The 24,534-nt window shown below is 73.5% G+C and carries 22 protein-coding genes; 10 read left to right on the top strand and 12 right to left on the bottom strand.

Annotation, left to right across the window (positions count from 1 at the left end):
- Positions 1-18 precede the first annotated feature (18 nt).
- The 6 genes from MTP13_RS00555 to MTP13_RS00530 form a co-directional block, all read right to left on the bottom strand.
- Positions 19-912 carry an ABC transporter permease gene (locus MTP13_RS00555; RefSeq protein WP_189085825.1) on the bottom strand — a complete coding sequence of 298 codons (894 nt, stop codon included), beginning with the start codon at positions 910-912 and terminating at the stop codon, positions 19-21.
- On the bottom strand, positions 909-1,823 hold the full coding sequence (locus MTP13_RS00550) for an ABC transporter permease (protein ID WP_243569134.1): 915 nt from the start codon (positions 1,821-1,823) through the stop codon (positions 909-911). Before MTP13_RS00550 ends, MTP13_RS00555 begins: the two co-directional genes overlap by 4 nt.
- Before the next feature lie 140 nt (positions 1,824-1,963).
- Entirely contained in the window at positions 1,964-3,769 is a 1,806-nt protein-coding gene (locus tag MTP13_RS00545; RefSeq protein ID WP_243569133.1) for a peptide ABC transporter substrate-binding protein, read from the bottom strand.
- Positions 3,770-4,124: 355 nt separating this feature from the next.
- Positions 4,125-5,600, bottom strand: coding sequence for a M81 family metallopeptidase (locus tag MTP13_RS00540; RefSeq protein WP_243569132.1), 1,476 nt, complete (start codon positions 5,598-5,600; stop codon positions 4,125-4,127).
- Between the two features lie 79 nt (positions 5,601-5,679).
- Entirely contained in the window at positions 5,680-6,852 is a 1,173-nt protein-coding gene (locus MTP13_RS00535; RefSeq protein ID WP_243569131.1) for an ROK family transcriptional regulator, read from the bottom strand.
- Between the two features lie 169 nt (positions 6,853-7,021).
- Entirely contained in the window at positions 7,022-8,056 is a 1,035-nt protein-coding gene (locus MTP13_RS00530; RefSeq protein WP_243569130.1) for a LacI family DNA-binding transcriptional regulator, read from the bottom strand.
- A gap of 162 nt (positions 8,057-8,218) precedes the next feature.
- Between MTP13_RS00530 and MTP13_RS00525 the strand changes: the two genes are divergently transcribed.
- Positions 8,219-9,091, top strand: a complete 873-nt coding sequence (locus MTP13_RS00525; protein WP_243569129.1) for a PfkB family carbohydrate kinase — start codon at positions 8,219-8,221, stop codon at positions 9,089-9,091.
- Between the two features lie 13 nt (positions 9,092-9,104).
- Here MTP13_RS00525 and MTP13_RS00520 read toward each other — a convergent pair whose 3' ends face one another.
- The 3 genes from MTP13_RS00520 to MTP13_RS00510 are packed head-to-tail and all read right to left on the bottom strand — an operon-like array spanning position 9,105 to position 13,647.
- Positions 9,105-10,250 carry an FAD-dependent oxidoreductase gene (locus MTP13_RS00520; RefSeq protein WP_243569128.1) on the bottom strand — a complete coding sequence of 382 codons (1,146 nt, stop codon included), beginning with the start codon at positions 10,248-10,250 and terminating at the stop codon, positions 9,105-9,107.
- A complete protein-coding gene (locus tag MTP13_RS00515) occupies positions 10,247-12,034 on the bottom strand; it encodes an ABC transporter ATP-binding protein (protein ID WP_243569127.1) in 1,788 nt (595 codons plus the stop codon). The genes MTP13_RS00520 and MTP13_RS00515 overlap by 4 nt, the downstream gene beginning before the upstream one ends.
- Positions 12,031-13,647 carry an ABC transporter transmembrane domain-containing protein gene (locus tag MTP13_RS00510; RefSeq protein WP_243569126.1) on the bottom strand — a complete coding sequence of 539 codons (1,617 nt, stop codon included), beginning with the start codon at positions 13,645-13,647 and terminating at the stop codon, positions 12,031-12,033. Before MTP13_RS00510 ends, MTP13_RS00515 begins: the two co-directional genes overlap by 4 nt.
- Before the next feature lie 55 nt (positions 13,648-13,702).
- On the opposite strand from MTP13_RS00510, the gene MTP13_RS00505 reads away from it, so the two are divergent.
- The 6 genes from MTP13_RS00505 (at position 13,703) to MTP13_RS00480 (ending at position 19,392) form a co-directional block, all read left to right on the top strand.
- A complete protein-coding gene (locus MTP13_RS00505) occupies positions 13,703-14,530 on the top strand; it encodes a helix-turn-helix domain-containing protein (RefSeq protein ID WP_243569125.1) in 828 nt (275 codons plus the stop codon).
- Between the two features lie 79 nt (positions 14,531-14,609).
- Complete coding sequence (locus MTP13_RS00500; protein WP_243569124.1) at positions 14,610-15,578, top strand: ABC transporter substrate-binding protein; 969 nt, start codon at positions 14,610-14,612, stop codon at positions 15,576-15,578.
- Entirely contained in the window at positions 15,575-16,474 is a 900-nt protein-coding gene (locus tag MTP13_RS00495) for a siderophore-interacting protein (RefSeq protein WP_243569123.1), read from the top strand. The genes MTP13_RS00500 and MTP13_RS00495 overlap by 4 nt, the downstream gene beginning before the upstream one ends.
- A gap of 7 nt (positions 16,475-16,481) precedes the next feature.
- Entirely contained in the window at positions 16,482-17,513 is a 1,032-nt protein-coding gene (locus tag MTP13_RS00490) for an iron chelate uptake ABC transporter family permease subunit (RefSeq protein WP_243569122.1), read from the top strand.
- On the top strand, positions 17,510-18,559 hold the full coding sequence (locus MTP13_RS00485) for a FecCD family ABC transporter permease (protein WP_243569121.1): 1,050 nt from the start codon (positions 17,510-17,512) through the stop codon (positions 18,557-18,559). Before MTP13_RS00490 ends, MTP13_RS00485 begins: the two co-directional genes overlap by 4 nt.
- The gene (locus MTP13_RS00480) at positions 18,556-19,392 is read left to right on the top strand and encodes an ABC transporter ATP-binding protein (protein ID WP_243569120.1); all 837 of its coding nucleotides are present in this window, start codon (positions 18,556-18,558) and stop codon (positions 19,390-19,392) included. The genes MTP13_RS00485 and MTP13_RS00480 overlap by 4 nt, the downstream gene beginning before the upstream one ends.
- On the opposite strand, the gene MTP13_RS00475 is transcribed toward MTP13_RS00480, so the two are convergent.
- Positions 19,389-20,378: an NAD(P)/FAD-dependent oxidoreductase gene (locus tag MTP13_RS00475; protein ID WP_243569119.1), complete on the bottom strand. Its 990-nt coding sequence runs from the start codon at positions 20,376-20,378 to the stop codon at positions 19,389-19,391. The two genes, MTP13_RS00480 and MTP13_RS00475, sit on opposite strands and share 4 nt — an antisense overlap.
- Before the next feature lie 77 nt (positions 20,379-20,455).
- On the opposite strand from MTP13_RS00475, the gene MTP13_RS00470 reads away from it, so the two are divergent.
- The 3 genes from MTP13_RS00470 (at position 20,456) to MTP13_RS00460 (ending at position 22,202) form a co-directional block, all read left to right on the top strand.
- The gene (locus MTP13_RS00470; RefSeq protein WP_243569118.1) at positions 20,456-21,076 is read left to right on the top strand and encodes a helix-turn-helix domain-containing protein; all 621 of its coding nucleotides are present in this window, start codon (positions 20,456-20,458) and stop codon (positions 21,074-21,076) included.
- 63 nt (positions 21,077-21,139) lie between these two features.
- Positions 21,140-21,523, top strand: a complete 384-nt coding sequence (locus tag MTP13_RS00465) for a hypothetical protein (RefSeq protein WP_243569117.1) — start codon at positions 21,140-21,142, stop codon at positions 21,521-21,523.
- Between the two features lie 46 nt (positions 21,524-21,569).
- On the top strand, positions 21,570-22,202 hold the full coding sequence (locus MTP13_RS00460) for a GyrI-like domain-containing protein (protein ID WP_243569116.1): 633 nt from the start codon (positions 21,570-21,572) through the stop codon (positions 22,200-22,202).
- Positions 22,203-22,222: 20 nt separating this feature from the next.
- Here the strand turns inward: MTP13_RS00460 and MTP13_RS00455 are convergent, their stop codons facing one another.
- Positions 22,223-23,689, bottom strand: coding sequence for an HNH endonuclease signature motif containing protein (locus MTP13_RS00455; RefSeq protein ID WP_243569115.1), 1,467 nt, complete (start codon positions 23,687-23,689; stop codon positions 22,223-22,225).
- A gap of 59 nt (positions 23,690-23,748) precedes the next feature.
- The gene (locus MTP13_RS00450; RefSeq protein WP_243569114.1) at positions 23,749-24,507 is read right to left on the bottom strand and encodes a MerR family transcriptional regulator; all 759 of its coding nucleotides are present in this window, start codon (positions 24,505-24,507) and stop codon (positions 23,749-23,751) included.
- Between the last annotated feature and the right edge of the window lie 27 nt (positions 24,508-24,534).

The raw sequence follows: 24,534 nt of genomic DNA, 5'->3' as shown, positions 1-24,534 counted from the left end.
CCGTACGGTCGGTGGCGCTCAACGGTCGCGTCCCTTCACGTCGAAGAAGTCGCGCAGACCGTCGCCGATGCTGTTGAAGGCGCAGACGGTCAGCACGATGCAGAGGCCGGCGGGGAAGATCAGCCACCACGCCCCGGCGTAGGTGTACGTCATCCCGCCCGTGAGCATCGCGCCCCAGTCGGTCGCGGGCTTCTGCAGCCCCATGCCGAGGAACGAGACGTACGCGACGAGGAGGATCGCGTCGGCGACCTGGAAGGTCGCGTTCACGACGATCGTGCCGACCGTGTTCGGCACGATGTGCTTCACGACGGCGCGGCCGTGGGTGCCGCCCATCGCGCGGATCGCGAGCACGTACTCGCGCGACTTCAGCGAGATCGACTCGGCGCGCACGAGCCGGGCGGGCACGAGCCAGGACACCAGGCCGATCACGACGATCATGAGCGGCACGCTCGGCCGCATGATCGCGGAGAGGATGAGCAGCAGGAACGTCGCCGGGATCGCGATCCCCGCGTCGACGATGCGCATCATCACGGCGTCGACGGTGCCGCCGACGTAGCCCGCGATGGCGCCCCAGAGGGTGCCGATCACGGTCGCGAGGATGCCGGCGGCGAGGCCGATCAGGATCGACACCTGCCCGCCGATCATGAGCCGGCCGAGCACGTCGTAGCCGACGTCGTCGGTGCCGAGCGGGTGGCCGGGCGTGCCGGGCGGCAGCATCGTGCTCTTGAGGTCGGTGTGCACCTGATCGGTCGGGTGCAGGATCGGCCCGAGGAAGCAGAACAGCAGGAACAGCACGATCGTGACGACGCCGAAGAGGGCGAGCTTGTTCTGCAGGAAGCGGCGGAGCCCGCGGCGGAACGGCGAGCGGGCGGCCGGCTGCGTCGCCGGCTGGGCTGCGGTGGCGGTCGTCATGCGAGCTCTCCTCGGGTGCGCGGGTTGAGCAGGGCCTGCACGAGGTCGGCGAGGATCGAGCCGACGACGGTGGCGACCGCGATCACGAGCACGCAGCCGAGCAGCACCGGGTAGTCGCCGGTCTGCGCGCTGGTCCAGAAGAGCAGGCCCATGCCGGGGTAGTTGAAGAGCGACTCGACGACGATCATGCCGCCGAACATCACGGGGAGGTAGTAGCCGAGCATCGCGATCACGGGCGTCAGCGAGTTGCGCACGACGTGCCGGCGGATGACGACGGGCATCGGGGTGCCCTTCGCGCGGGCGGTGCGCACGTAGTCCTCGGAGAGGTTGTCGATCGTCGCCGAGCGCATGTAGCGGGAGATGGTCGCGATGATGCCGAGCGCGGCGGTCGCGACGGGGAGCACGAGCCCGGCGGGCTTCGCGAGCACCTGGGCGACCGTGTCGCCCTGCGGGGCGAGGGCCGGCACGAGGTGCAGCCACTGGGCGAAGACGATGACGAGCACGAGGCCGAGGAAGAACGATGGCGTCGAGTAGATGATGAAGTTCATCGTGGTGAAGACGTAGTCGCCGGTCTTGCCGCGACGGACCGCCTGGTAGATGCCCATCGGGATCGCCACGATGAGGGCGACGGCCATCGAGATGAGCGCGAGCACCAGCGTCTTCGGCAGACGCTGGCCGATCGCGTCGGCGACCGGGCGGTTCAGCTTGAACGAATCGCCCAGGTCGCCGACGGCGATCTGCGAGAGGAACGTGAAGTACTGCTGCCAGAGCGGGCGGTCGAAGCCGTTCGCGCGGTTGAACGCGTCGATCTGCTCCTGCGTCGCCTGCATGCCGAGGATGCCCTGGGCGGGCCCCTGCGGCATGGCCAGGTGGAGCAGCGCGAACACGATCAGGGTGACGATCAGGATCACGATCACCCCCTGAACGAGTCGCCGGCCGAGGAACCGGAGGATCCCGGCCCCGCCCGACGCGGTTCGGACCGCGGTCCGCGCTGCTTCCACCATCACTGCTGCCTTACTTCACTTCGCCGTTCGTGCCGGGACGGGCCCGGTCACTCGCTCCAGGACCAGCGCTGCGGGAAGAACGACGCGCCCGGGTCCTGGTGCCCGATGTCGAGGCCGTCCTTGATCACCGAGACCTGGTAGACCGGGTTCGGCATCCACATGACCGGGAGGTCCTGCGCCAGCAGGGCCGAGTACTTCTGCGAGATCTCGCTGTCGGTCGAGGCGGTCATCTGGGTGATGAGCTCCTCGGCCTCCGGGTTGTCGTACTGGCCCGCGTTCCACTTGGTGTCCTTCGCGAAGACGCGCTCACCGGTCGGGTAGGCCGGGAAGTACCACGAGCCGGCCGTGCCGAAGAAGACGAGCTGCCACGAGCACGTGGTCGAGCCCTCGGTCTTGCAGGACTGCGCCTCGGTGAGCACCGAGTCGAGCGGCTTCGAGTCGATCGTCATGGCGACGCCGATCTTGCCGAGCGAGGACTGGATCTCGCTCATCATGTTGTCGGTCTCCTGCGAGCCGTTCTGCGTGGTGACGACGATCTCGAGCTTCTTGCCCGCCTCGATGCCCGCGCCGCACTGCTCGGCGCCGGTGCCCGGGTCGGTGCACTCGAGGGTGCCGCCGGAGCCGGCGGTCCAGCCGTGGTCGGCGAGGAGCTTCGCCGCCGCGTCGAGGTCGAAGGGGTAGGGGTTGTCCTTCTGCTCCTTCGACAGGTAGGCGCTGTCCTGCGTCTGCGGGACGGGGCCGTAGTCGGGCGTCGCCGCGCCGTGCCAGATGACGTCGGAGATGGTCTCCTGGTCGACCGCGTGCTGCAGCGCCTGGCGGATGTAGAGCTGGTCGAAGATCGGACCCATCTCGGGGTTCGCGAAGTTGTACGGCATGTACGTGATCGACCAGCCGGCCCACGGCTCGACGCGGTAGCCGAGGTCGGTGAACTGCGACTCGCTCGTGAGCTGGGCGCTCGTGATGTAGCCGTAGTCGACCTCGCCCGAGCGGACGACGTTCATCTCGGCGTCCGCCGAGGTGAAGGGCAGGAAGGTGACGTTCGGGATGGAGGGCTTGTCCTCACCCGTGTACTTCGTGTTCGCGGTCAGCTCGACCTGGCCGGAGTCCGACCAGCTCTTCACGACGTACGGGCCCGAGACGGTCTGCCAGAGCTCGTTCGTGGCGTAGGTCTTCATGTCCTTCGCCTCGGAGAAGAGGTAGTCGAAGACCTGGACGGCGGATGCCTCGTCGCGGTCGAAGTCGCCGATCTCGCCGTCGGCGCTCGTCTTGTCCCAGGCGTGCTGCGGCATGGGGTAGACGAGGCTCAGCTGGTTGGCGAGGAGGAACTCCTCGTTGTAGACCTGGCTGAAGGTCAGCGTGAAGGTCTTCTCGTCGACGATCTCGAAGTTCGTGATGTTGTCGGGGATCAGGCCGGCCGAGTAGCCGCCGGTCTTCTCGGCGTTGAAGCGCACGAGGTTGTACCAGAACTCGACGTCGCGCGAGGAGACGGGCTCGCCGTCCGACCAGTCGAGGTCGGCGAGGGTGATCGTCACCGAGAGGTGGTCGTCGGAGAACTCGTACTCCTTGGCCGCGGAGGCCTTCTGGTCCCACTCCATGGTGCCGCTGGTGCCGTTGTACTCGAACAGGCGCGGCCACATCGTCGCCTTGATCGCGCTGTTGTGGGTGGCCATCGTGTCGGGGCTCGAGATCGGCAGGATCCAGTTCGGGCCCGTGCCGGCCGGCAGCGCGTAGCTGACGGAGTCCTTGCCGCTCGACGCCTCGTCGCCCTGCGCGGTGCAGCCGGTGACCACGAGGACCGCGGCCGCGGCGAGCCCGAGGGGGGCGAGCAGGCGCCGCATCACAGTCGTACGCATCAAACCTCCTTGTTTATTCGTCGAGGGATGGAATTCGTGCAGAATCTCGACGCAAATTCATACTGCACGAAGGAACATCGCCAACAATCACGAACTTGTTACGTTTACGTAACTAAGTTTTCATGAAATTGGAGTAAGTGGAATTCGGTGTGTGCCGGTGCCGGTGCCCGGCGGTGGTTCTGGTGCGGGCTGGTGGGCGGCCAGCGCCACTTCTGCTTCCGCGCGCCACTTGTGCTGGCGCAACGGCGCCGAAGTGGCGCTGGCGCGCGAGGCCGGGGCGAGGAGGGGCGGGCCGGAGTGGGGAGCCCCCAAGGCGGCGCCGGGCGCCGGGCGCCCCCGCGACCCGCCGGCCGCGCTAGCCGAAGAGGCGTGCGGTGAGCGCGGGGTCGGTCTCGAAGGCGTCGAAGGGGAACATCGGCCGCTGGATGCGGTGGTGCCCGAGCCGGCCGAGATCCTGGTCGACGCCGCCCGGCGTGAGCGCGAGGGTCCAGCCGCGCTGCGCGTTGTAGAGCGTCGGCTCGAGGTAGCCGATCTTCGTCACGACGATCTGCGCCGCGAAGGGGTCGAGCCCGATCGAGGTGAAGTCGGCGATGTCGTGGTACGCCTTGCGGTACTCGGTGATGATCGCGTGCAGCCCGCCGACGCGGATCACGGCGACGCCGCCCGCGTCGGGGTCGCCCTCGTGCAGCGAGTGCAGCACGCCGGTGATCGTGACGGGGCCGTGCGGACCGTGGTCGACGCGCGCGCCGGCGGTGACCGTGACGGTCTCGCCGACGGTCCTGCCGCGGAGCTCCGCGAGCGCCTCGTGGTCGAAGATCGAGCCGACGAGCACGGTGGGCGCGCCCTCGGCGGTGAGCCGTTCGTCCTGCAGCAGCTGCGCGAGCGTCCAGGTCACGTCGCCCGTGCCGCCGGCGCCCGGGTTGTCACCGGAGTCGCTGATGAAGTACGGGGTGTCGCTCGCGGCGAGGCCGGCGTCGACGCCCTCGGCGAGGGTCCCGGGCGGGCCGACGAACTCGAACTCGTCGCGCACGTCCCAGAAGGCGCGGCCGAGCTCCTCGGCCGCGGCGGTGATCGCGGCGTCGTCGTCGCCCGTGACCACGACGACGCCGTGGCAGCGGGGCTCGTCGGCCCAGGCGTACCCGATCCAGATCGCGGCGTCGATGATGCCGGGGCGCTGCTCGACCTCGTCGATGCGGGCGTAGAGGCTCTTCGCAGGTTCGACGCGGGTCGAGGTCTTCTCGCCGGGCAACAGGATCGGCACGGTCACGTGCGCGCGCCGCGGGGTGCGGCCATCGCGCAGGGTCTCGACGAGGTTCCGGATGGCCCGGTCGCGGGTCTCCCAGGTGTCCTCGTGCGGGGCGAGCCGGTAGCAGGTGATCAGGTCCACCTGCGAGACGAGCGCGTCGGAGACGTTGCCGTGCAGGTCCATCGAGGCGGAGACCATGACGTCGCCGCCGATCACCTCGCGGATCGCGGTGATGAGGTCGCCCTCGGCGTCGTCGAGGCCGTCGACGCTCATCGCGCCGTGGATGTCGAAGAAGAGCCCGTCGAGGCCGCCGTCGGCCATGAGCGCGCGGAGCCCGTCGAGGATGCGCCCCTTGATGTCGTCGTAGACCTCGCGGAGGACCGCGCCGCCCGGGATCGAGCGGGCGTAGTAGACGGGCAGCCACTCCGCGGCATCCGTCAGCGTGCCGTCGCGGAGGGAGGTGTAGCGCTGGATCAGCTCGTCGCCTTCGGCGCGCTGGAAGTCGCGCGCGCCGGCGCGATGGGGGGAGAAGGTGCTGGACTCGATCGCCATGCCGGCGATCGCGATGCGGGGGCGCTGGGTCATGCGGCCAGCTTAGAACACCCGTCGAGCGAACCCGGATTCACCTTCGCGAAAGTCGGGAGACTTTCTTCGATTCATGGAGTTACTGGGATGCCTCGGCGATCGCTGCGTCGATCCGCGCCGGCTCGAGCAGGCGGGCGAGCAGCGAGCTGCCGACGCCGCGAGCGCCGGCGAGCGGGCCGGCCGCGCTGACGCCGATCTCGAGCAGGTCCGTCGACATCGGCAGGCAGAGCGTGTAGATCGCCTGCCGGACGCCGGCGACGAAGGCGTCGGCCGTCGAGAGCTGCCCGCCGAGCGCGAGCAGCTGCGGGTTGTAGAAGTTGATGATCGTCGCGAGGACTTCGCCCGTGCGCTGCCCCGCCTCGCGGAGGAGCGCCGTCGCCCGCGGGTGCGCGTCCTGCGCGAGCCGGAGCACCGCGTCGAGGTCCTCGACCTCCGCGCCCGTGCCGCGCAGGGCGTCGACGATGGCCGTGCCGCTCGCGACCACGTCGAGGCAGCCGACCCGGCCGCACGAGCAGACGACGGGCGGCGCGCCCGCGAGCGCGACGTGGCTGATGTCGCCCGCGACGCCGCGGTAGCCGCGGTACAGCTCGCCGCCCGCGATGATGCCGCAGCCGATGCCGCTGCCCGCCTTCACGAAGACGAGCTCGCCGACCGTCTGGCCGCGCTCGACGAACTCGCCGACGGCCATGGCGTTCGCGTCGTTGTCGACGTGGGTCGGCAGCCCGGTGATGCGGCCGAGCATCTCGCCGACGACGAGGCCGTTCCAGCCGGGCATCCGCATCGGCGCGAGCAGGCGCCCGTCCCGCGAGTCGACCGGCCCGGGCAGGCTCATCGCGACGCCCTCGATGTCGGGCACGGGGGCGAGGCCTTCGGCGAGCGCCCGCGCGGCGGCCCACACCGCCTCGATGACGGCGGCCGGCTCGTCGCGGAGCGTGATCGGCTCGATCGCGTCGGCGACGATCTCGCCGCGGCGGTTCATCAGCACGAGGGTGACGTGCCGCTCGCCGAGATCCGCGGCGGCGATGACGGAGCCGCCCTCGCGGATCGCGAGCAGCCGCGGGCGCCGGCCCCCGGTCGACTCGCCGCGGCCGGCCTCCTCGAGGTAGCCGTGCTCGATCAGTTCGTCGACGCGCATGGCCACGGTCGAGGCGCTGAGCCCGGTCAGGCGGGCGAGCTCGGCGCGCGAGTCCGCGCGGCCCGTGTGGATGAGACGGAAGAGTTCCCCCGCCGTCGCGCTGCTCGTCGTGGCCACGCTGCACCTCTCTCCGAGACGATTGGTCCGAGAATCGATGCTGTTCCCCCGAAGTCGAACAGAAGTCTCGCCTCGGCGCTTACTCTAACCATCCGCCGGACGGGCGCGGGCGATGCGACGGCGGATGACCCGTGCCGGGCGTGGCGCCGATCGGATCGGCGATGGCCGCTCAGTCGCGGTGCGGCCCGCAGGAGGCGCGGGCGACGAGCTCGTGCGACACGAGGACGTGCCGGGGCGACGCGCCGTCGAGCAGCAGGCCGAGCGCGGCCTCGGCGATCGCGTCGAGCGGCTGGCGGATGACCGAGAGCGGCGGGGAGGTGAACTCCGCCTCGCTCGTGCCGTCGAAGGAGAGCACCGCGAGTTCGTCCGGCACGCGCACGCCGCGCTCGGCGAACGCCCGGAGCGCGCCGATCGCCTGCACGTCGGCGCTCACGAACACCGCGGTGGGCGCGCCGCCGCCGTCGAGCAGCTGCAGGGCGGCCCGGTAGCCGCCCTCGCGACGGTAGTCGGCGGTCGCGACGAGCGCGTTCAGCCCGGTCGTGCCGACCGCCGGTGCGACGAGCTCGGTCCACGCGCGCCGCCGGGCGCGCGCAGCGGGGGAGTCCTCGGGGCCGGCGATGAGGGCGATGCGCTCGTGGCCGTGCTGCTGCAGATGCCGGATGCCGGCGCGCGCGGCGGCCTCGTCGTCGATGCCGACGCTCGGCGGTTCACCGGCCGGGCCGAGGGCGCCGGACGCACCGCTGCGGTCGAGCGTCACCACGGGCACGCCGGCCGCCTGGAGCGGGGCGAGCGTGCCGGGGGTGCCGCCGATCACGAGCACGCCGTCGGGCTGACGCTCGGCGAGGGCGGCGAGCTGCGCGCGCTCGCGCTCCGGCTCGTACTCGGTGTCGCCGTAGGTGACGGCGTAGCCGCGGGCGAAGGCCGCGGTCTGCACGGCCTTCGCGAGCTCGGCGAAGAACGGGTTGCCGATGTCCGGCACGAGCAGCGCGAGGGTGCGGGTGCTGCGCAGGCGCAGCGCTCGCGCGGTCGCGTTCGGCCGGTAGTCGAGCTCGGCGATCGCGGCGAGCACACGGGCGCGGGTCGCGTCGGCGACGGGGCGGGGGCCGTCGTTCAGCACGTAGCTGACGACGGCGCTGCTGACGCCGGCGCGTCGCGCGACGTCGTCGCGCGTCGCGGCGCGCGGGGCGTCGCCGCGTGCGTGCATCGCGCCTCCTCGGGCCGGCTCCGGTGCCGCGGGCCGGTGCCCGACGGCTTGCGTCCCGGCCATGCTATCCCTACGATCGAGGCGGATCTACTCGTGTAGATCCGCGTGCTTTCCGCCCGCTTTCCACCCCGGCCAGCCGGGGCCGCAGAGAAGGAGTGCCCCATGGACACGGACGTCCTCGTGGTCGGATCCGTCAACGAAGACCGCATGATCGCCGTGCGCCGGCACGTGCGGCCGGGCGAGACGATCCTCGCCGAGGGCGTGCAGGTCTCCGGCGGCGGCAAGGGCGCGAACCAGGCCGCCGCGGTCGCCCGCGCCGGAGCCCGGGTCGCATTCGTCGGCGCGGTCGGCGACGACGAGTCCGGCCGCACACTGCGCGCCGAGCTCACCGCGCTCGGCATCGACGTCGCCGAGCTGCGCACCGTGCCCGGCGTCACCACCGGCACGGCCTTCATCCAGGTCTCCGAGGACGGCGAGAACGCGATCATCGTCGACGCCGGGGCGAACTCCCACGTGCGCGTCGAGCTCGCCCCCGCCGGCACCCGCGCGGCCGTCGTGCTCGCGCAGGCCGAGATCCCGCCCGCCGTCGTCGCCGACGCGGCCGGGCTCGCCGCCGCGATCGGCGCCCGCTTCGCCTTCAACGCCGCGCCCGCGCCCGCCTCGCTCGACGAGGTGCCGCGCGGCGCCGACCCGCTCATCGTGAACGAGCACGAGGCCGCCGAGCTCCTCGGTGCCGCCGCGGCCACTGGGACCCCGGCCGAGGTGGCGCTCGCCCTCCGCGAGGCCGCCGGCGCGCACTCGGTGGTCGTCACGCTCGGCGCGGAGGGATGCCTCGTCGCCGACGAGTCCGGTGTGGACGCCGTGCCCGCGGTCCGCGCGGAGCGCGTGGTCGACACGACCGGCGCGGGCGACGCCTTCGCCGGGGCCCTCGCCGCGGCGCTCGCGCTCGGGGCACCGCTCCGCGACGCCGCGGCAGCCGCGGCCGCCGCCGGGTCGGCCGCCGTCGGCTGGGAGGGCGCCCGCCCGCCGGTGTGACCAGCGCCGGTGCTCAGCCGAGCGAGGTCGGGGACTCGAGCCCCGAGGCATCCGCCGGGCTGAAGCGGTCGAGCCGGAAGGGCGCCAGATCGAGCTCGGGTGCCCGGCCCTCGGCGAGGTCCGCGAGCACGAGGCCCATGAGCGCCGAGAACTTGAAGCCCTCGCCCGAGTCGCCGCAGGCGAGCACGACCCCGGGTCGCGGCGAGCCGATCACGAACCGCCCGTCGGGCGAGTCCGTCCAGCTGCACACCTTCGCGTCGACGATCCGTGCGCCGCGCATGCCGAGCGCCTCGCGGGCGTACTCGAGCAGGAACGCCGTGCGCGCGGCATCCGGTTCGCGGTCCTCGTCCTCGCCCCAGACGACGTCCCGCAGCGGCGCGTCGAGGCCCAGCTTGTAGCCCGTGCCCGGCGTCGTCATCGCGTAGAGCGTCGGCCGATCCCCGGCCGCGACGTCGATGAGGTCGGGAAGGTCGTCGGCGGCCACCGCCGGGTCGGCGACGTGCACGACCTGCTCGAGGTGGGGGCGGAGCGGCACGTCGAGGCCGAGTTCCGCCACGAGCGGCGGGGCGCCGGGGCCGGGGGCGACGACGACGAGCTCCGCCTCGAGCGTCCGGCCGTCGGCGAGGCGCACCCGCTGCCCGCCGCCCGGCGTCTCGTCGAGGGCGACGACGTGGGCGAGCACGAGCTCGCCGCCCGCCCGATCGAAGCGGCACCGCTGCGCGGCGAGGGAGGCCTCGGCGAGCACCGGCCCCGCCTCGGCGGTCCACAGGGCGTCGCGGCCGTCCGGCACGAGCCCAGGGAAGCGCTCCCCCGTGCGCGCCGCGGGCAGCCGCTCGAACTCGACCCCCTGCTCGGCGAGCGCCAGCTCGAAGCCGTCGAGCGCGGCCGCCTCGTCGCGCCAGACGAGGCCCCGGCGAAGGAACACCGGCTCGCCCGCGATCGCGGAGAGCCGCTCCATCGCCGCGAGGCTCGCCGCCGTCATCCGGATCTTCGCGGGATCGGGGTCGGCGAGCCGCCAGATCCGCGTCGGACCGTGCGACGACGAGAACGGGTTGCCCGGCCCGTAGCGGTCGACGAGGGTCACCCGGTGGCCGCGCTCGGCGAGCTCGGCCGCGGCGGGCAAGCCCCAGGCACCCGCGCCGATCACGATGAGGTTCATGCCCCCATCCTGCCGCAGGCGTCACCGCGCTCGCGCTCGCCGGAGCGTCCCGCGGACCACGCCGCCCAGAGCCGGCCGTAGGCGCCGCCGGCCTCGACGAGCTCGTCGTGCCGACCCTGCTCGACGACGCCGCCGCGGTCGAGCACGATGACCCGATCGGCGCGCGCCGCCTGGTCGAGGCGGTGCGCGATCGTCATCGTCGTGCGACCCGCGGCGACCCTGGCGATCGCCCGATCGAGCACGTGGTCGCCGTCGCCGCCCGCGGCGGCCGTGGCCTCGTCGAGCACGAGCACCGCCGGGTCGTGCAGCAGCAGCCGGGCGAGCGCGAGCTGCTGCGCCTCGACGATCGTCAGCCGGTGCCCGCCCGAACCGACGACGGTGCCGAGTCCTTCCGGCAACCGGTCGACCCAGCCGAGCGCGCCGACCGCGTCGAGCGCGGCGCGCAGCTCCCCGTCGGCCGCACCGGGGCGGGCGAGGCGGAGGTCGTCCGCGAGCGGGCCGGCGAAGACATGCGGCTCCTGACCGGCGAGCCCGATCCGCGGCATCCGCGTCTCCGCCGTCACCGCGCCGACATCGATCCCGCCGATGAGCACCCGGCCGCGCTCCGGCTCGAGGGCGCCGAGCAGGAGGGCGGCGACCGTGCTCTTGCCCGCGCCGCTCGCACCGACCAGGGCGACCGTCTCGCCGGGGGCCACGTCGAAGCTCACCCCGTCGAGCGCGGGGGCGCCGTCGTAGGCGAAGCCGACGCGATCGAACTCGAGGCTCGCGGCGCCGCCGCGTGCGGATGCCGGACGCGGGCTGCGCTCCGGCAGCCCGAGCACGCCGACGAGGCGCGCGAGCCCGGCGGCCGCCTTCTGCAGTTCGTCGACGCTGCCGAGCACCTGGCCGACCGGGCCGAACAGGGCGTGGAAGTAGAGGGCCGCCGTGGTCGCCGCGCCCACCGTCGCGAGCTCGGCGCCGACGAGCAGGAAACCCGCCCCGAGCACCGCGGCCAGTCCGAGGAACTCGGCGAGGTTCAGCTGGTTCCAGAAGCCGACGCTCACCCGGGCCGCCCGGCGCTCGAGCTCGACCGAGTGCAGCGCCGCCTCGTCGACGACGCGCTCGCGGTCGGCGGAGACGCCGAAGGCGCGCACCGTCTCCGCCGCGTCGACCGATTCGAGGATGCGCTGCGCCCGTTCGCCCTCCGCGGCGCGCGCCGCGCGGTACACGGGCCGCGCGCGCTTCAGGTAGGCGCGCAGCGCGAGGAGCTGCACGGGTACGGCCGCGAGGGCGGCGAGGGCGAAGCGCCAGTCGAGGGCGCCGAGCCCCACGAGCGTCACGACGACCGTGAAGCCCGCGGAGGCGAAAGCGGGCAGGACGTTCGACACGACGTCGCCCACGATGCGCGTGTCGGTCGAGGCCCGCGAGACGAGGTCGCCGCGGCCGGCCCGCTCCACCACGGTCGAGGGCAGGCGGATGAGCCGGGTCACGACGAGCCCGCGCAGCTCCGCCAGTACGCGCTCGCCGAGGCGGGCCACGAGCGCCCGGCCGAGGCCGGTGAGGAGAGCGTTCCCGAGGCCCACGCCGGCGATCACGAGCACGAGGGGGGCGAGCGCGCCCGAGTCGCCGCCGAGCACGGCGTCGACGATGCCGCCGAGCGCGGCGGGCAGGGCGAGCCCGGCGAGGGCGGCGAGGAGCAGCACGGCCGCCGCGACGGAGAGGGCGCCCGCGCGCCCGCGGAGGAGTCGCCGCAGCTCGCGCCGGGTCTCGCGGGGCCCGGCGACGGGGAGCGGGGTCGTGCTCATGCGGTCACCAGCCGATCGGCGAGACGCTCGAGCGCGGGCCGCGCGGCCACGAGCACGGTGGTGCGCCCGGTCGCCGCGGCGCGCAGCCGCTCGGCGATTCGGGCCTCGGTCACCGCGTCGACGGCGCTCGTCGGATCGTGCAGGACGAGCACCGCGGCATCCCGACCCAGCGCCCTGGCCAGCGCGACGCGCTGCCGCTGCCCGCCGGACAGGCTGTAGCCTCGCTCGCCGACGGGCCGCTCGAGCCCACCGGCCCCCGACACGACGTCGTCGAGCGCGGCGGCCCGCACGAGTTCCTCGAGGCGTGCGTCGTCGAGCGCCCGGTGCAGCTCCAGGTTGTCGCGCAGCGTGCCGGCGAACAGGGTCGCCTCGTGCGGCGGCGCGAGCACCGGAAGGGCGGATGCCTCGAGCGGCACCCCGTCGACGAGGACCCGGCCCGATGAGGGCCTGCGCGCGCCGGCGAGCACTTCGACGAGCTCGCGGGCGGCGAGGTGATCGGTGACCCGGATCGCGGTGACCGAGCCCGCCGGGACGACCGCGCTGAGCGGGGCGAGGTGCGGCGTCGCGACGGCGTCGAGCACGAGTTCGGCGCCGCGCGGTGCCGGCGTCGAGACCGGCCGCGCCGGGGCATCCACCGCCGCCTCCGCGGCGAGCACGCCGTCGACGCGCGTCGCGGACGCGCGGACCGTCGCGAGCTCCGCCGTGACGAAGGCGAGCCCGCCGATCGGCCAGGTGACGAACTGGGCCAGCCCGAGCACGGCGATGAGCTCGCCGACGCTGATGGTGCCCGCGAGCGCCTCGGCCCCGGCGGCCCAGGCGATCGCGGCGAGCAGCAGCGCCGAACCGGCGAGGCTCACCGCCGCGTACACCGCCTTGGCGGTCACGGCTCGCTTCGCCGCATCGAGGGAGCGGCGGTTGACCCGCTCGAAGCGCTCCACCGCGGCCTGCTCGGCGCCGATCCCGGCGATCGTGCGCAGGCCGGTCAGCAGGTCGCTGGCCGTCGCGCTCGCGGCGGCGACCGCGGCCTGCTCGCTCGCCATCCGGCGTTCGAGCGGCGCGGTCGCGAAGTGCATGACGGCGACGAGCACGGGGGCGGCGACGAGCACCAGGATGCCGAGCGGCACCGAGATCGCGAGAAGCGCCACGGCGGCGGTGAGCACCGCGGCGAGCTGCGCACCGCCGCTGCCGAGCACCCAGACGATGCCGGCCGTGCGGTCGACGTCGGTGCCGGCGATGCTGAGCAGCTCGCCGGGACTGCGCGGCGCGGCGAAGCCGCGGGGGGAGAGGAGCCGGGCGACGAGACCGCGCCGCACGTCGCGGCCGGCGAACTCGCTCGCCCGCACCGAGGCGAGCTCGCCGAGCCGCCAGGACAGCAGCAGACCCGCGAACACGACGCCGAGGGCGGCGAGCGTCCAGGCGAGCGCGCCCGGGTCGCCCGGGGCGATGGCGCGGTCGATGACGAGCCCGATGACGACGGGCACGAGCGCCTCGGCGATCTGGTGGCCGACGAGCCCGGCGATGGATCCGGCGACGAGGAGTCGACGGCGGTGGAACACGGTGGCGATCGCCCGCTCGCTGCGTGGCGGCCGCCTGGCGGGGGTCGTCGCAGGCACGATCCACAGCTTAGGATAGCCTCACCTGATCAATTCAGCGACAAGGAGCCGAAGAATGTCGCGTCCCCGCCAAGCCTTCGCCGCGGAGGTGCTCGACGTGCCCGTCCGCGTCGACGGCATCATGACGAGCTCCTTCGTCGTGCGCCGCGACGAGGAGTGGGGCTGGCACCGGCACGACCGGCACGAACTGCTCTGGGGTTCGCGCGGCTCGCTCGTCGTCGAGACGCCGAGCGGGGTGCACGCCGTGCCGTGGACGGTCGGGCTGTGGATCCCCGCCGGGCTGCCGCACCGGGTGACCGCCGGATCCGGCACCGAGTTCGCGTGCAGCTACCTGCCGACGACGCTGCCCGCGCCTCGCTCGGATGCGGGCGCCGTCGCGGTGCCGGTCGTCGTGCGCGCGCTCTTCGAGGAGCTCGAGACGAAGCCGCTCGATCCCGAGACGCGGGCCCTCGGAGAACAGCTGCTCGTGCGCCTCCTCGAGCGCGCCGACCTCACCCGGCTGGATCTGCCGATGCCCGACGACGACCGCACGCGCCGGGTCGCGGACGCGGTGCTCGCCGACCCTGCCGACGCTCGCACCCTCGACGAGTGGGGCGCCTTCGTCGGCGCGAGCGAGCGAAACCTGTCCCGGCTGTTCCGGCAGGAGACCGGGTTCACCTTCGCCGACTGGCGCACGAAGGCGCGGATGCGGGTCGCGGTGGAGCTGCTCGCCGCCGACCAGCCCGTCGGCATCGTCGGGCGGCGGGTCGGCTACCGCACGGCGAGCGCGTTCGTGCAGGCGTTCCGGCGCGAATTCGGCACGACGCCGGGGGCGTTCGCCGGGGCATCCGGTCAAGCTGTCGCGTTCGCCGCATCGGATGGCGGTCGCGCGACATCCGCGTGATGCAGGATCGAAGTCGGCGCTCTTAGGTAAGCCTAAGCTAAGCCGGGCGCCGGCCACCCCCGCATCCAATGAAGGTCACATGAAGATCGCATCCTCGCGCGCGCTCCGCAGCGCCGCCGCCGCCGTCGCGGCCACCCTGCTCCTCGCCTCCTGCGCCGCGTCCTCCGCGGCCGACGACGCCGCAGGCGACACGATCACCGTCGACACCGAATTCGGCGAGGTCACGCTGCCCGCCGAGCCGAAGGCCGCGCTCGGCTTCTACACGACCGACGTCGACATGCTCATCACCCTCGGCATCCCGCTCGCGAAGGAACAGCCGATCCGCGACGACTTCGACCGCTTCCCGACGTTCTTCCCGCAGGAGGAGCTCGAGGGTATCGGCACCTTCCACAACTACCCCGAGTTCAACCTCGAGAAGATCCTCGAGGTCGGCCCCGATCTGATCCTGAACGGCCTCGGCTACGAGACCGACCTGCACGACCAGCTCACGCCGATCGCGCCCACGTACACCTACAACGGTTTCGACGGCGGCGACTGGCGGGTGAAGTTCGCCCAGGTCGCGAAAGACCTCGGCCGCGAGGCCGAGCACCAGGCCTGGGCCGACGTCTACGACGCGCGGGTGGCCGAGATCCGCGCAGAGCTCGACGCGCGCGGCCTCGACCCCGTCGTCGCGGACGCCTCCTACTGGGACGAGCAGGTCCAGGTCGGCTGCTACAGCATCTCCTGCCTCGTCTTCGCCGACCTCGGCCTCTCGATCTCGACCGTCGCCGACAGCGACGGCGACGGGAAGCCCGACAGCGCGGGCCGCGCGCTCAGCCACGAACAGCTCGGCGACCTCGCCGACGTCGACGTGATCTTCACCGGCGTCGCCGAGGACGGCTCCGGCCTCATCACCGACGAGGCGGCGCTGAAGTCCAACGCGCTGTGGACCTCGCTGCCCGCCGTCGCGAACGGCCAGGTCTTCCCCTACAACTACGAGATGAGCTACGGCTCCCCGAGCGGGCAGACCGCCCTGCTCGAGGTCATCGCGAAGGCGCTGCTCGGATGAGCCGCCCGGAGATCAACCTGGTGCACCGGGTCGAGGTCGCCGACGTGCGCCGCCTCACGCCCGGCATGATCCGGATCGTGTTCACCGGCCCGGGGCTCGAGGGCTTCGTCTCCTCGGGCGTCGGCGACGAGTACCTGCGTCTGTTCCTCCCCGCGGAGGGGCACGCCGAGCCGCAGCTGCCGGTCGCCACCGACGACGGCTACTGGGAGTTCCCGGAGGGCGTCGAGCCCTGCGAGGTGCGCACCTACACGGTGCGCGAGTGGGACGAAGCCGCCGGTCGGCTCGTCATCGACTTCGTCGTGCACGAGGGCGGCATCGCCGCCACCTGGGCGCTCGGCGCGGAGCCCGGCCACGTCGTCGGCGTGAACACGCCGCGCGGGCTGTACGCCCCGGCCGAGGGCATCGAGTGGCAGCTGCTCGTCGCCGACGCCACCGGGCTCCCCGCCGCCGTGCGGCTCGCGGAGCAGGCGCCCGCCGGCGTCCGCACGAAGCTCGTGCTCGAGGTTTCGGGCGATCAGGACGAGCACCGGCCCGAGCTGCCCGCGAACGTCGAGCTCGCCTGGGTGCACGGCGGCAACGGGCACGCGCCGAGCCGGCTCGAGGAGATCGTGCGGGCCAGCGAGCTGCCGAAGACGCCGGGCTACGTCTGGGTCGCGGGAGAGAGCGCCGTCACCCGCGCCGTGCGCAAGTACCTGCGCCACGAGCTCAAGCTGCCGCCGACCGCGTACAAGGTCGTCGGCTACTGGGTCGAGCGCGCCGAGCAGTGGCGCGAGCGCTACGAGGCGCTGCCCGAGGATGTGCGGACGCGTCTCAGCGAGATGTGGGACGACGAGTCCCGCGACGAGGAGGAGCTGCAGGACGAATACGTCGCAGTCCTCGAGTCGCACGGGCTCTGAGCCGCCGATGGCCGTGACCGAGGAGGTCCGGCGCACGCTCGCCGGCTCGGCCGCGCGGCGTGCGCTCGGCTTCTGCATCGCCTTCGCGGTGCTCGCCGGGTGCGTCGCCCTCAGCCTCGCGATCGGATCGAAGGGACTGTCGATCGCCGAGGTGCTCGCCGCGATCGGGGGGTCGGCCGACGAGGCCGGGACGATCGTGCGCGAGCTGAGACTGCCGCGCACCCTGCTCGGCATCCTCGTCGGCGCGGCGCTCGGCGTCGCCGGCGCGGTGATGCAGGCGTTCACCCGCAACCCGCTCGCCGATCCGGGCCTGCTCGGGGTCAACGCCGGCGCCGCGTTCGCGGTGACGGCGGGGGCCGCGGCGTTCGGACTCACCTCGCTCGGGGCGACCGTGTGGTTCGCCTTCGGCGGCGCGATCATCGCGACCGTCGGCGTGTACCTCATCGGCAGCGCCGGCCGGGGCGGGCCCGACCCGCTGCGGATCACCCTCGGCGGCGTCGCGATCGGGGCGTTCCTCGCCGGCATCACGAGCGGCATCACGCTGCTCCTGCCCGAGGTCTTCGACCGGATGCGCGGCTGGAACGCCGGCAGCATCGTCGTCGCCCCGCCCGAGCTGCTGGCCTGGGTGACGCCCTTCGTCCTCGTCGGCCTCGTCCTCGCCGCCTGGGCCGCCGGGCCGCTCAACACGGTCGCGCTCGGCGACGAGCTCGCCGTCGCGCTCGGATCGCGCATCGTGCGCACCCGGATCGTGTCGATCGTCGCCGTCACCCTGCTCTGCGGGGCGGCGACCGCCGCAGCCGGCCCGATCGGCTTCGTCGGGCTCATGGTGCCGCACGCGGTGCGCTGGTTCACCGGCCCCGACCAGCGCTGGATCTTCGCCGGCAGCGCCGTCGCGGCCCCCGTGCTGCTGCTCGCGAGCGACGTCGCCGGCCGCGTGGTGCTGCCGAGCGGCGAGCTGCCCGTCGGCATCGTGACCGCCTTCGTGGGCGCACCCGTGCTCATCGCGCTCGTGCGCCGCCGGCGGGTGAGCGGGCTGTGAGCGTGCAGGCACCGCCCAGGGCGGTCGTCGTCCGCTCGGCCGGCGGCGGATTCGGCATCCGCTTCGGGGTGCGCCACGCCGTCGTCGTCGCCGCCCTGCTCGCCGCCGCCCTCGCGGTCGGCGTGATGAGCCTCGGCACCGGCGACTTCGTCGTGCCGCTCGGCGACGTCGTCGGCGCCCTCCTCGGCCAGGGCGACCGCCGCACGAACCTCGTCGTGCTCGACTGGCGGCTGCCGCGCGTGCTGCTCGCGCTCATGCTCGGCGCAGCGCTCGGTGCCGCGGGCGCGATCTTCCAGTCGATCACCCGCAATCCGCTCGGCAGCCCCGACGTCATCGGCTTCGACACCGGGGCCTACACGGGCGGGCTGCTCGTCATCATCACGACCGGCACCGGTTACCTCGCGACCGCCTCCGGCGCGCTGCTCGGCGGCTTCGCGACCGCGGTCGTGGTCTACCTGCTCGCCTACCGGCGCGGCTTCCACGGCTTCCGGCTGATCATCGTCGGCATCGGGGTCGCGGCCATGCTCGCCTCGCTGAACACGTGGCTCATCCTCAGCGCGGAGCTGAACGTCGCCCTCGCGGCCGCCGCCTGGTCGAGCGGCTCGCTGAACGCCGTCGGCTGGGCGCAGGCCGTGCCCGCCGCGGCCGTGCTGCTCGTGCTCTGGGCGGTCGCGGCGGCGATGAGCCGCCGCCTGCACCTGCTGGAGCTCGGCGACGACGCCGCGACCGCGCTCGGCGTGCGCACCGGACGCACCCGGCTCGTGCTCGTCGTCCTCGGCGTCGCGCTCACCGCGACCTCGGTCGCCGCGGCGGGGCCGATCGCCTTCGTCGCGCTCGCCGCGCCGCAGCTCGCGCGACGACTCAGCCGCTCGGCGGGCGTGACGCTCGCGGGGGCCGCGGCGATGGGTGCGCTGCTGCTCACCGCGAGCGACTACGCCGCGCAGCGGCTGTTCGCGCCCACCCAGCTGCCCGTCGGCGTCGTCACGGTGAGCGTCGGCGGCGTCTACCTGATCTGGTTGCTCATCACGGAAGCGAGACGACGATGACCCGAACGAGAGCCGGCGCGACGATGGTCGCGAACGACGCGGATGCCTCGCCGGCCCGCCTCGCGGCGGAGCACGTCACCCTCGCCTACGAACGGCGCACGATCGTCGAGCGGCTCTCGCTCGACATCCCGACCGGCTCCTTCACGGTCGTCGTCGGACCGAACGCCTGCGGCAAGTCGACGCTGCTGCGGGCGCTCGCCCGGGTGCTCGCCCCCGCCGCGGGGCGTGTCGTGCTCGACGGCCGCACGATCACCGACTACCCGGCGAAAGAGGTGGCCCGCCGGCTCGGGCTGCTGCCGCAGAGCTCCATCGCGCCGGAGGGCATCACGGTCGCCGACCTCGTGGCGCGGGGGAGGCATCCGCATCAGGGGCTCTTCCGGCAGTGGAGCGTCGCCGACGAGGCCGCCGTCGCCGCGGCGCTCGCCGCGACGAACACCGCCGAGCTCGCGGGCCGGCCGGTCGACGAGCTGTCCGGCGGCCAGCGGCAACGGGTGTGGGTGGCGATGGTGCTCGCGCAGGAGACGCCGCTGCTACTGCTCGACGAGCCGACCACGTTCCTCGACATCGCCCACCAGTACGAGCTGCTCGAGCTGCTGCGCGGCCTGCACCGGGCGGGCGGCCGCACGCTCGTCGCCGTGCTGCACGACCTCAACCAGGCCGCCCGCTACGCCGACCACCTCGTCGTCATGCGAGACGGCGAGGTCGTCGCGACCGGCGACCCCGGCGAGGTGCTGACGGCGGAACTCGTCGAGCGGGTGTTCGGGCTGCCCTGCACGATCGTGCCGGACCCGCACACCGGCACGCCGATGGTCGTCCCGCGGCTGCCGGTCTAGGAGGCGGCGGCGCTCGTCGCGGTCGTCTGCTCGATCGCCAGCTCGACCTCCTCCTCGACGAGGGCGGCGTTCATCGCCGCGCCCGTGAAGTTCCCGCCCGCCATCGCGAACGGCACCGAGGAGCGCGGATCCGTCACGTTGCCGGCGGCCCAGAGGCCGGGCACGTCCGTGCGCCCCATCGCGTCGACGACCACGAACGAGCCGCCCATCGGATGCTCGGCGTGCTCGGCGCCGAGCGTGCGGAGGAGCCCGTCGAGCGGGGCCGGCACGGGCGCGACGAAGAGCGCGTCGACCGGCAGCGTCGCGCCGTCGGCGAGCTCCACTGCGGCGAGTGCGCCCTCCGTGTCCGTCGTCACGCGCGCGAGGGGGCGCTCCTCGACTCGGATCCCGCGGGCGAGCAGCCCGGACCGGGTGGCGTCGTCGATCGGGCGGCCACCGGTGAGGAAGACGACGTCGTCGGAGAGCTGGCGCATCAGCTGCGCCTGATGCGGGTTGGGCTGCTCGCCGGCGAGCACGGCGATCCGCCGGTCGCGCACCTCCCAGCCGTCGCAGTAGGGGCAGACGAAGACGCCGCGGCCCCAGAGCTCGGCGAGACCCGGGACGTCGGGCAGCTCGTCGCGGAGGCCGCTCGTGACGAGCAGGCGGCGGGTGGAGACCGTCGCGCCGTCGCCGAGCTCGATGAGGAAGCCCGCCGGCTCAGCATCGGCGTCCCCTGCTCGCGTCGCGCCGACGACCGCGCTCTCGCGCAGCTCGACGCCGTCGTAGCGGCCGAGCTCGCGGCGGCCCTCGGCCAGTAGCTCGAGCGGCGAGGTGTGGTCGCGGCCCAGCACGCCGTGCATGTGCCCGGCGAAGCGGTTGCGGGGGCGGCCCTCGTCGACGACGAGGACGCGCCGGCGGGACCTGCCGAGCATGAGGGCGGCGCTCAGGCCGGCGGGGCCGCCGCCGACGATGACGACGTCGTACTGGTGCTGCGTGCGGTTCTCCATGGCTCCGATCCTGCGGTGACCGCATCAGTGTGGCAAGCTGGTTTGCCGAAGCAGCAAATGCGGGGCGTGGGAGGCTGATGATGACGCAGGGATGGGATCCGGAACTCGAGCCAGGATCGCAGCCCGACGAACTCGAGCGATCGCTCGACGCCGTCGCGCCGCGGCTGCGGGCGCTCCGCCAGCGCCGTGGGGCGACCCTCGCCGAGCTCTCCGAGCGCACCGGCATCTCGGTGAGCACGCTCTCGCGCCTGGAGTCGGGCGGCCGGCGGCCGACGCTCGACCTGCTGATGCGGCTCGCCACCGCCTACCGGGTGAGTCTCGACGACCTCGTCGGCGCCCCGCAGATCGCGGACCCGCGAGTGCGGCCCAAGCCCTTCTACCGGGATGGGAAGGCGATCATCCCCCTCACCCGCGACACCCCCGGACTGCACGCGTACAAGATGGTGCTGCCGGGGCATCCGCCCGAGTCGCCGGTGCCGCAGCGCACGCACGGCGGATACGACTGGATCTACGTGCTGAGCGGCAGGGTGCGGCTCGCCCTCGGCGACGAGGAGCTCGTGCTCGAGCCCGGCGAGGCCGCCGAATTCGATACCCGGGTGCCGCACGGCATGGTGAGCGCCTCCGCCGAGCCCGCGGAGGTGCTGAACCTGCTGAGCGCGCAGGGCGAGCGCGTCCATCTGCGAACCGTCGAGGCGTAGTCCGGGCGTCACGGGGAGTCCTGCCCCTCGACCGGGGGATGCGGATGCGGCATCATGAGGCCCATGAGCGCCAGCGACCCCTCCGTGCAGCCGCAGTACTCGCCGCAGCCCCCTTCGCCGCGCGCGAGCTCGGCGCTCGCGGTGGTCTCGCTCGTGGCCGGGCTCGTCCTCGTGGCGCTGCAGGTGGCGTTCCAGCTGGCGCTGCCGATGATCTACACGACCGCCGGCGCGGCAGTCGATCTCGTGACGCTGCTGAACGTGGTGCAGCTCGTGCAGGGCGTGCTCGTCGCGCTCTGCGCGCTCGTCGCGGTCGCGACGGGGATCGTCGTGCTCGTGCGGCGCGGATCAGGGCGGGCTCGAGCCGGCGCGGGTGTCGCGCTCGGCGGGGCGGCGCTCCTCACGCTCATCGCGAGCCTGCTGCAGAGCGCGCTGCTGTCGGCGTTCTGAGCTCGTCGGCGCCCTCGGTGTCACCGGTCGGCGCTATCGTCGCGGCATGGTCGAGGCGAAGTACGACGTCAAGCGCGAGTTCCGGTCGCTCTACGCGCCGAGCGCGCGCGACTTCTCCGTCGTCGACGTGCCGCCCATGCAGGCGCTCGCGATCGACGGCCACGGCGATCCGAACACCGCGCCCGCCTACGCCCAAGCCGTGCAAGCGCTGTACTCGGTCGCCTACGCGCTGAAGTTCCTGAGCAAGCGCGAGCTCGGCCGAGACCTCGTGGTCGCGCCGCTCGAGGGACTGTGGCGGGCCGACGATCCGACGAGTTTCGTCTCCCGCGACAAGTCCGCGTGGAGCTGGACCATGCTCGTCGTGCAGCCCGAGTGGCTCGACGGCTCGCACCTCGCGGTCGCCCGTGCCCGCGCCCTCGAGAAGGCGCCGGCCGAGCTGCGCGACGCGATCGAGCGCCTCGAGCTGCGCCGGTTGCACGAGGGTCGGTGCGTGCAGATCCTGCACCTCGGCTCGTACGACGACGAGGGGCCGACGCTCGCGAAGCTGCACGATGTGTTCATGCCCGAGCACGGGCTCACCTTCGCCGGAGACCACCACGAGATCTACTTGAGCGACGCCCGCCGCACCCCGCCCGAGAAGCTCCGAACGGTGTTGCGTCAACCGGTGCGGCCGGCCTGACCCCCGCGGGGCTGTCTGCCTTACGCCGCCGCCATCGCGCGGGCGAGTAGTCTCATCCGTCGATCGGCGGAGGTGTTGGCGGCGATCGGGACGCCGTGCGGGTCGACGTGCGGCGGCGGGATGAACCAGCGCTGGCCTGCTCGGACGATGATGCGCCAGCCGTCGTCGTGGACGCGGTGGTGATGGTGGCTGCAGAGCAGGATGCCGTTGTCGAGGTCGGTGCGGCCGTCGTCGCGATGCCACCAGGCGAGGTGGTGCGCCTCGGTGTGCGACGGCGGGCGCGAGCAGTGAGGCCAGGCGCACCCGCCGTCGCGATCGGCGAGCGCGAGCTTCTGGGCCGGGCTGAACAGGCGGACCGAGCGGCCGAGCTGCAGCGGTTCGCTACCCTCGCCGACGAACAGTGGCGCGATGCCTGCGCCGGTGATGAGCGCACGAACGCTCGCGATCGAGATCGGCTGCTCGAGCCCGTCGATCGTGCCGTGCCCGTGCTCGGTGAGGAGCGCCTCGGCATCGGCGCGAATCACGACGGTGGTCTGCCGCAGGGTGGGAACCGAGGTGCAGCCGAGCGCGTGCCGTGCGAGGTCGGCGAGGGCGTCGGCGTTCAGCTGGGCGATGGTGCGGTGTTCGGCGACGCGGGCATCGTCGTGCCCGTGCCCGTGCCCGTGCCCGTGCCCGTGCCCGGCGTCACGCGCGCGGTGCAGCTCGGCGCCGACGAGCCCGTCGACGGCGGCTTTCACAGCGGCGCCGTTCACCGGGTCGAACGCGCCGCGAACGTTCACCATGCCCGCCGCGTCCTCCCAGATGCGCAGCCCTCGCCGTGCGCGCAGCTCGTCTTCGCGCGGCCGCACGCCGTCGGGGTCGAGTCGGGCTTCGAGGAGCTTGACGAGCTGCGTCAGCCGTTCGGGCCCGACCTCGCCCGCCTGCTCGACGAGGAACCGCTCGGCGGCCTCGAGCGCGGGAGCGGCGACGCGAGGCGCGACCCGGTCGAGGAAGCGTCGGATGGTCTCTGCAGCGTCGAGCCCGATCGTCGCGGCCCCGAGGCCGGCGGCCAGGTGGGCGAACCGCGGTGGCAGTGACTCGCCCGCGAGCGAACTGCGCTCAGCGGTCGCCGCGCCGACGGCGATCAGCGCGTGCGCGTCGCGAAGGCGCGTGCGCGTCGCGTCGGCGACGAGCCGGGCGGGATTCGCGTAGCCGCGATCGCGCGCGGGGTCGTCGCCCGGGATACCGGTGCACCTCGACGCGAGTTCGGCCGCGCAGGCGCTGCCGATCGCGTCGACCGCGCGCGCGAGTTCGGCGACCGCCCCGAGCACCCGGACGAGCCCGTCGTCGCTCAGCGCCCGCGCATCGACGGCGCCGGCATCGCCCGGAGGCGGGGCCGGGGCGCCGATGATGGTTCCGCCCTGCCATGCGGCACCGAGGGCGTCGAGACGCTCTGCCAGCGCGGTGAGTGCGGCGGCCCGAACGCGCGGGTCGGTGGGAGGTTCCATACCTCGACGCTACGCGGATCGGCTCGAGAGCTTCGAAATCCCGTTCGAATGTGGATAGCTCAGCCGACACGTCCCCTGTGAGCGGATGGTGCGGATGGAACGGACGGACCGGCGGTGTCGAGCCCCTCGATCAGTTCGACGAGCGCCGCGCTCGCCCGAAGGAGTTTCGCGCTGCGCGCGGCGAGTGCTCGGAGTCGACCGTCGAGGGCGGCGGAGGCGCTCGCCACGCCGGCCGGCTCGCCGAGGGTGTCGACCACGGCCCGCACCTCAGGGATGCCGGCGCCGCCCTCGCGGAGGGCCGCGACGATGCGCGCGACGACGATCTGCGGCGGCGGGTAGCTGCGGGCCGCGACGGAACCGACGCGATCGGGGCTGAGCAGGCTCTCGGCCTCCCAGAAGCGCAGCGTCGAGCTGCGCACGCCGAGCGCCGCGGCCAGCTCGGTGATCGACATCGTCTCCGCCGAGGGCTCAGCCGCCGAGGCATCCGTCGCGATCGCCGCGAGCCCCGCCAGCGCCGCCCGCACCCGCTCCCGCTCGCGGGAGATCCCCGCGTGCAGTTCGTCGACCACCGCTGCCGCGTCGGCGAGCGGCCGCGTGCGGAGCTCGGCGAGCGCGGCGCGCGCGGCGACCGGTCCGATCGCCAGCGCGAGCGCACGGTAGGCGCGGAGGGCGACGAGGTGCGCGCCGGTGTAGCTGCGGTACCCGTTGGCCGAGCGCGCGGCCGGCGGGATCACGCCGAGGCGTTCGAGATCGCGCACTTGCTGGTCGGAGTACCCGGCGGCGCGGGCGAGTTCGGCCGTGCGCAGTTCGCGCGCCATGCACACCCCCAAGAAGCACTTGAAGTT

The sequence above is a fragment of the Agromyces soli genome (assembly GCF_022811605.1).
GTDB classification, from domain to species: Bacteria; Actinomycetota; Actinomycetes; order Actinomycetales; family Microbacteriaceae; genus Agromyces; species Agromyces soli.
Note: the sequence above shows the minus strand (reverse complement) of the source record. Positions and strands in the feature narration are given on the sequence as shown.

Bases quoted from the DNA above. Each gene is read 5' to 3' on its own strand.
- MTP13_RS00555 (WP_189085825.1), bottom strand. From the start codon at position 912: ATGACGACCGCCACCGCAGCCCAGCCGGCGACGCAGCCGGCCGCCCGC.
- MTP13_RS00545 (WP_243569133.1), bottom strand. From the start codon at position 3,769: ATGCGTACGACTGTGATGCGGCGCCTGCTCGCCCCCCTCGGGCTCGCC.
- MTP13_RS00540 (WP_243569132.1), bottom strand. From the start codon at position 5,600: ATGACCCAGCGCCCCCGCATCGCGATCGCCGGCATGGCGATCGAGTCC.
- MTP13_RS00530 (WP_243569130.1), bottom strand. From the start codon at position 8,056: ATGCACGCACGCGGCGACGCCCCGCGCGCCGCGACGCGCGACGACGTC.
- MTP13_RS00525 (WP_243569129.1), top strand. From the start codon at position 8,219: ATGGACACGGACGTCCTCGTGGTCGGATCCGTCAACGAAGACCGCATG.
- MTP13_RS00520 (WP_243569128.1), bottom strand. From the start codon at position 10,250: ATGAACCTCATCGTGATCGGCGCGGGTGCCTGGGGCTTGCCCGCCGCG.
- MTP13_RS00515 (WP_243569127.1), bottom strand. From the start codon at position 12,034: ATGAGCACGACCCCGCTCCCCGTCGCCGGGCCCCGCGAGACCCGGCGC.
- MTP13_RS00505 (WP_243569125.1), top strand. From the start codon at position 13,703: ATGTCGCGTCCCCGCCAAGCCTTCGCCGCGGAGGTGCTCGACGTGCCC.
- MTP13_RS00500 (WP_243569124.1), top strand. From the start codon at position 14,610: ATGAAGATCGCATCCTCGCGCGCGCTCCGCAGCGCCGCCGCCGCCGTC.
- MTP13_RS00495 (WP_243569123.1), top strand. From the start codon at position 15,575: ATGAGCCGCCCGGAGATCAACCTGGTGCACCGGGTCGAGGTCGCCGAC.
- MTP13_RS00490 (WP_243569122.1), top strand. From the start codon at position 16,482: ATGGCCGTGACCGAGGAGGTCCGGCGCACGCTCGCCGGCTCGGCCGCG.
- MTP13_RS00480 (WP_243569120.1), top strand. From the start codon at position 18,556: ATGACCCGAACGAGAGCCGGCGCGACGATGGTCGCGAACGACGCGGAT.
- MTP13_RS00475 (WP_243569119.1), bottom strand. From the start codon at position 20,378: ATGGAGAACCGCACGCAGCACCAGTACGACGTCGTCATCGTCGGCGGC.
- MTP13_RS00470 (WP_243569118.1), top strand. From the start codon at position 20,456: ATGATGACGCAGGGATGGGATCCGGAACTCGAGCCAGGATCGCAGCCC.
- MTP13_RS00465 (WP_243569117.1), top strand. From the start codon at position 21,140: ATGAGCGCCAGCGACCCCTCCGTGCAGCCGCAGTACTCGCCGCAGCCC.
- MTP13_RS00460 (WP_243569116.1), top strand. From the start codon at position 21,570: ATGGTCGAGGCGAAGTACGACGTCAAGCGCGAGTTCCGGTCGCTCTAC.
- MTP13_RS00455 (WP_243569115.1), bottom strand. From the start codon at position 23,689: ATGGAACCTCCCACCGACCCGCGCGTTCGGGCCGCCGCACTCACCGCG.
- MTP13_RS00450 (WP_243569114.1), bottom strand. From the start codon at position 24,507: ATGGCGCGCGAACTGCGCACGGCCGAACTCGCCCGCGCCGCCGGGTAC.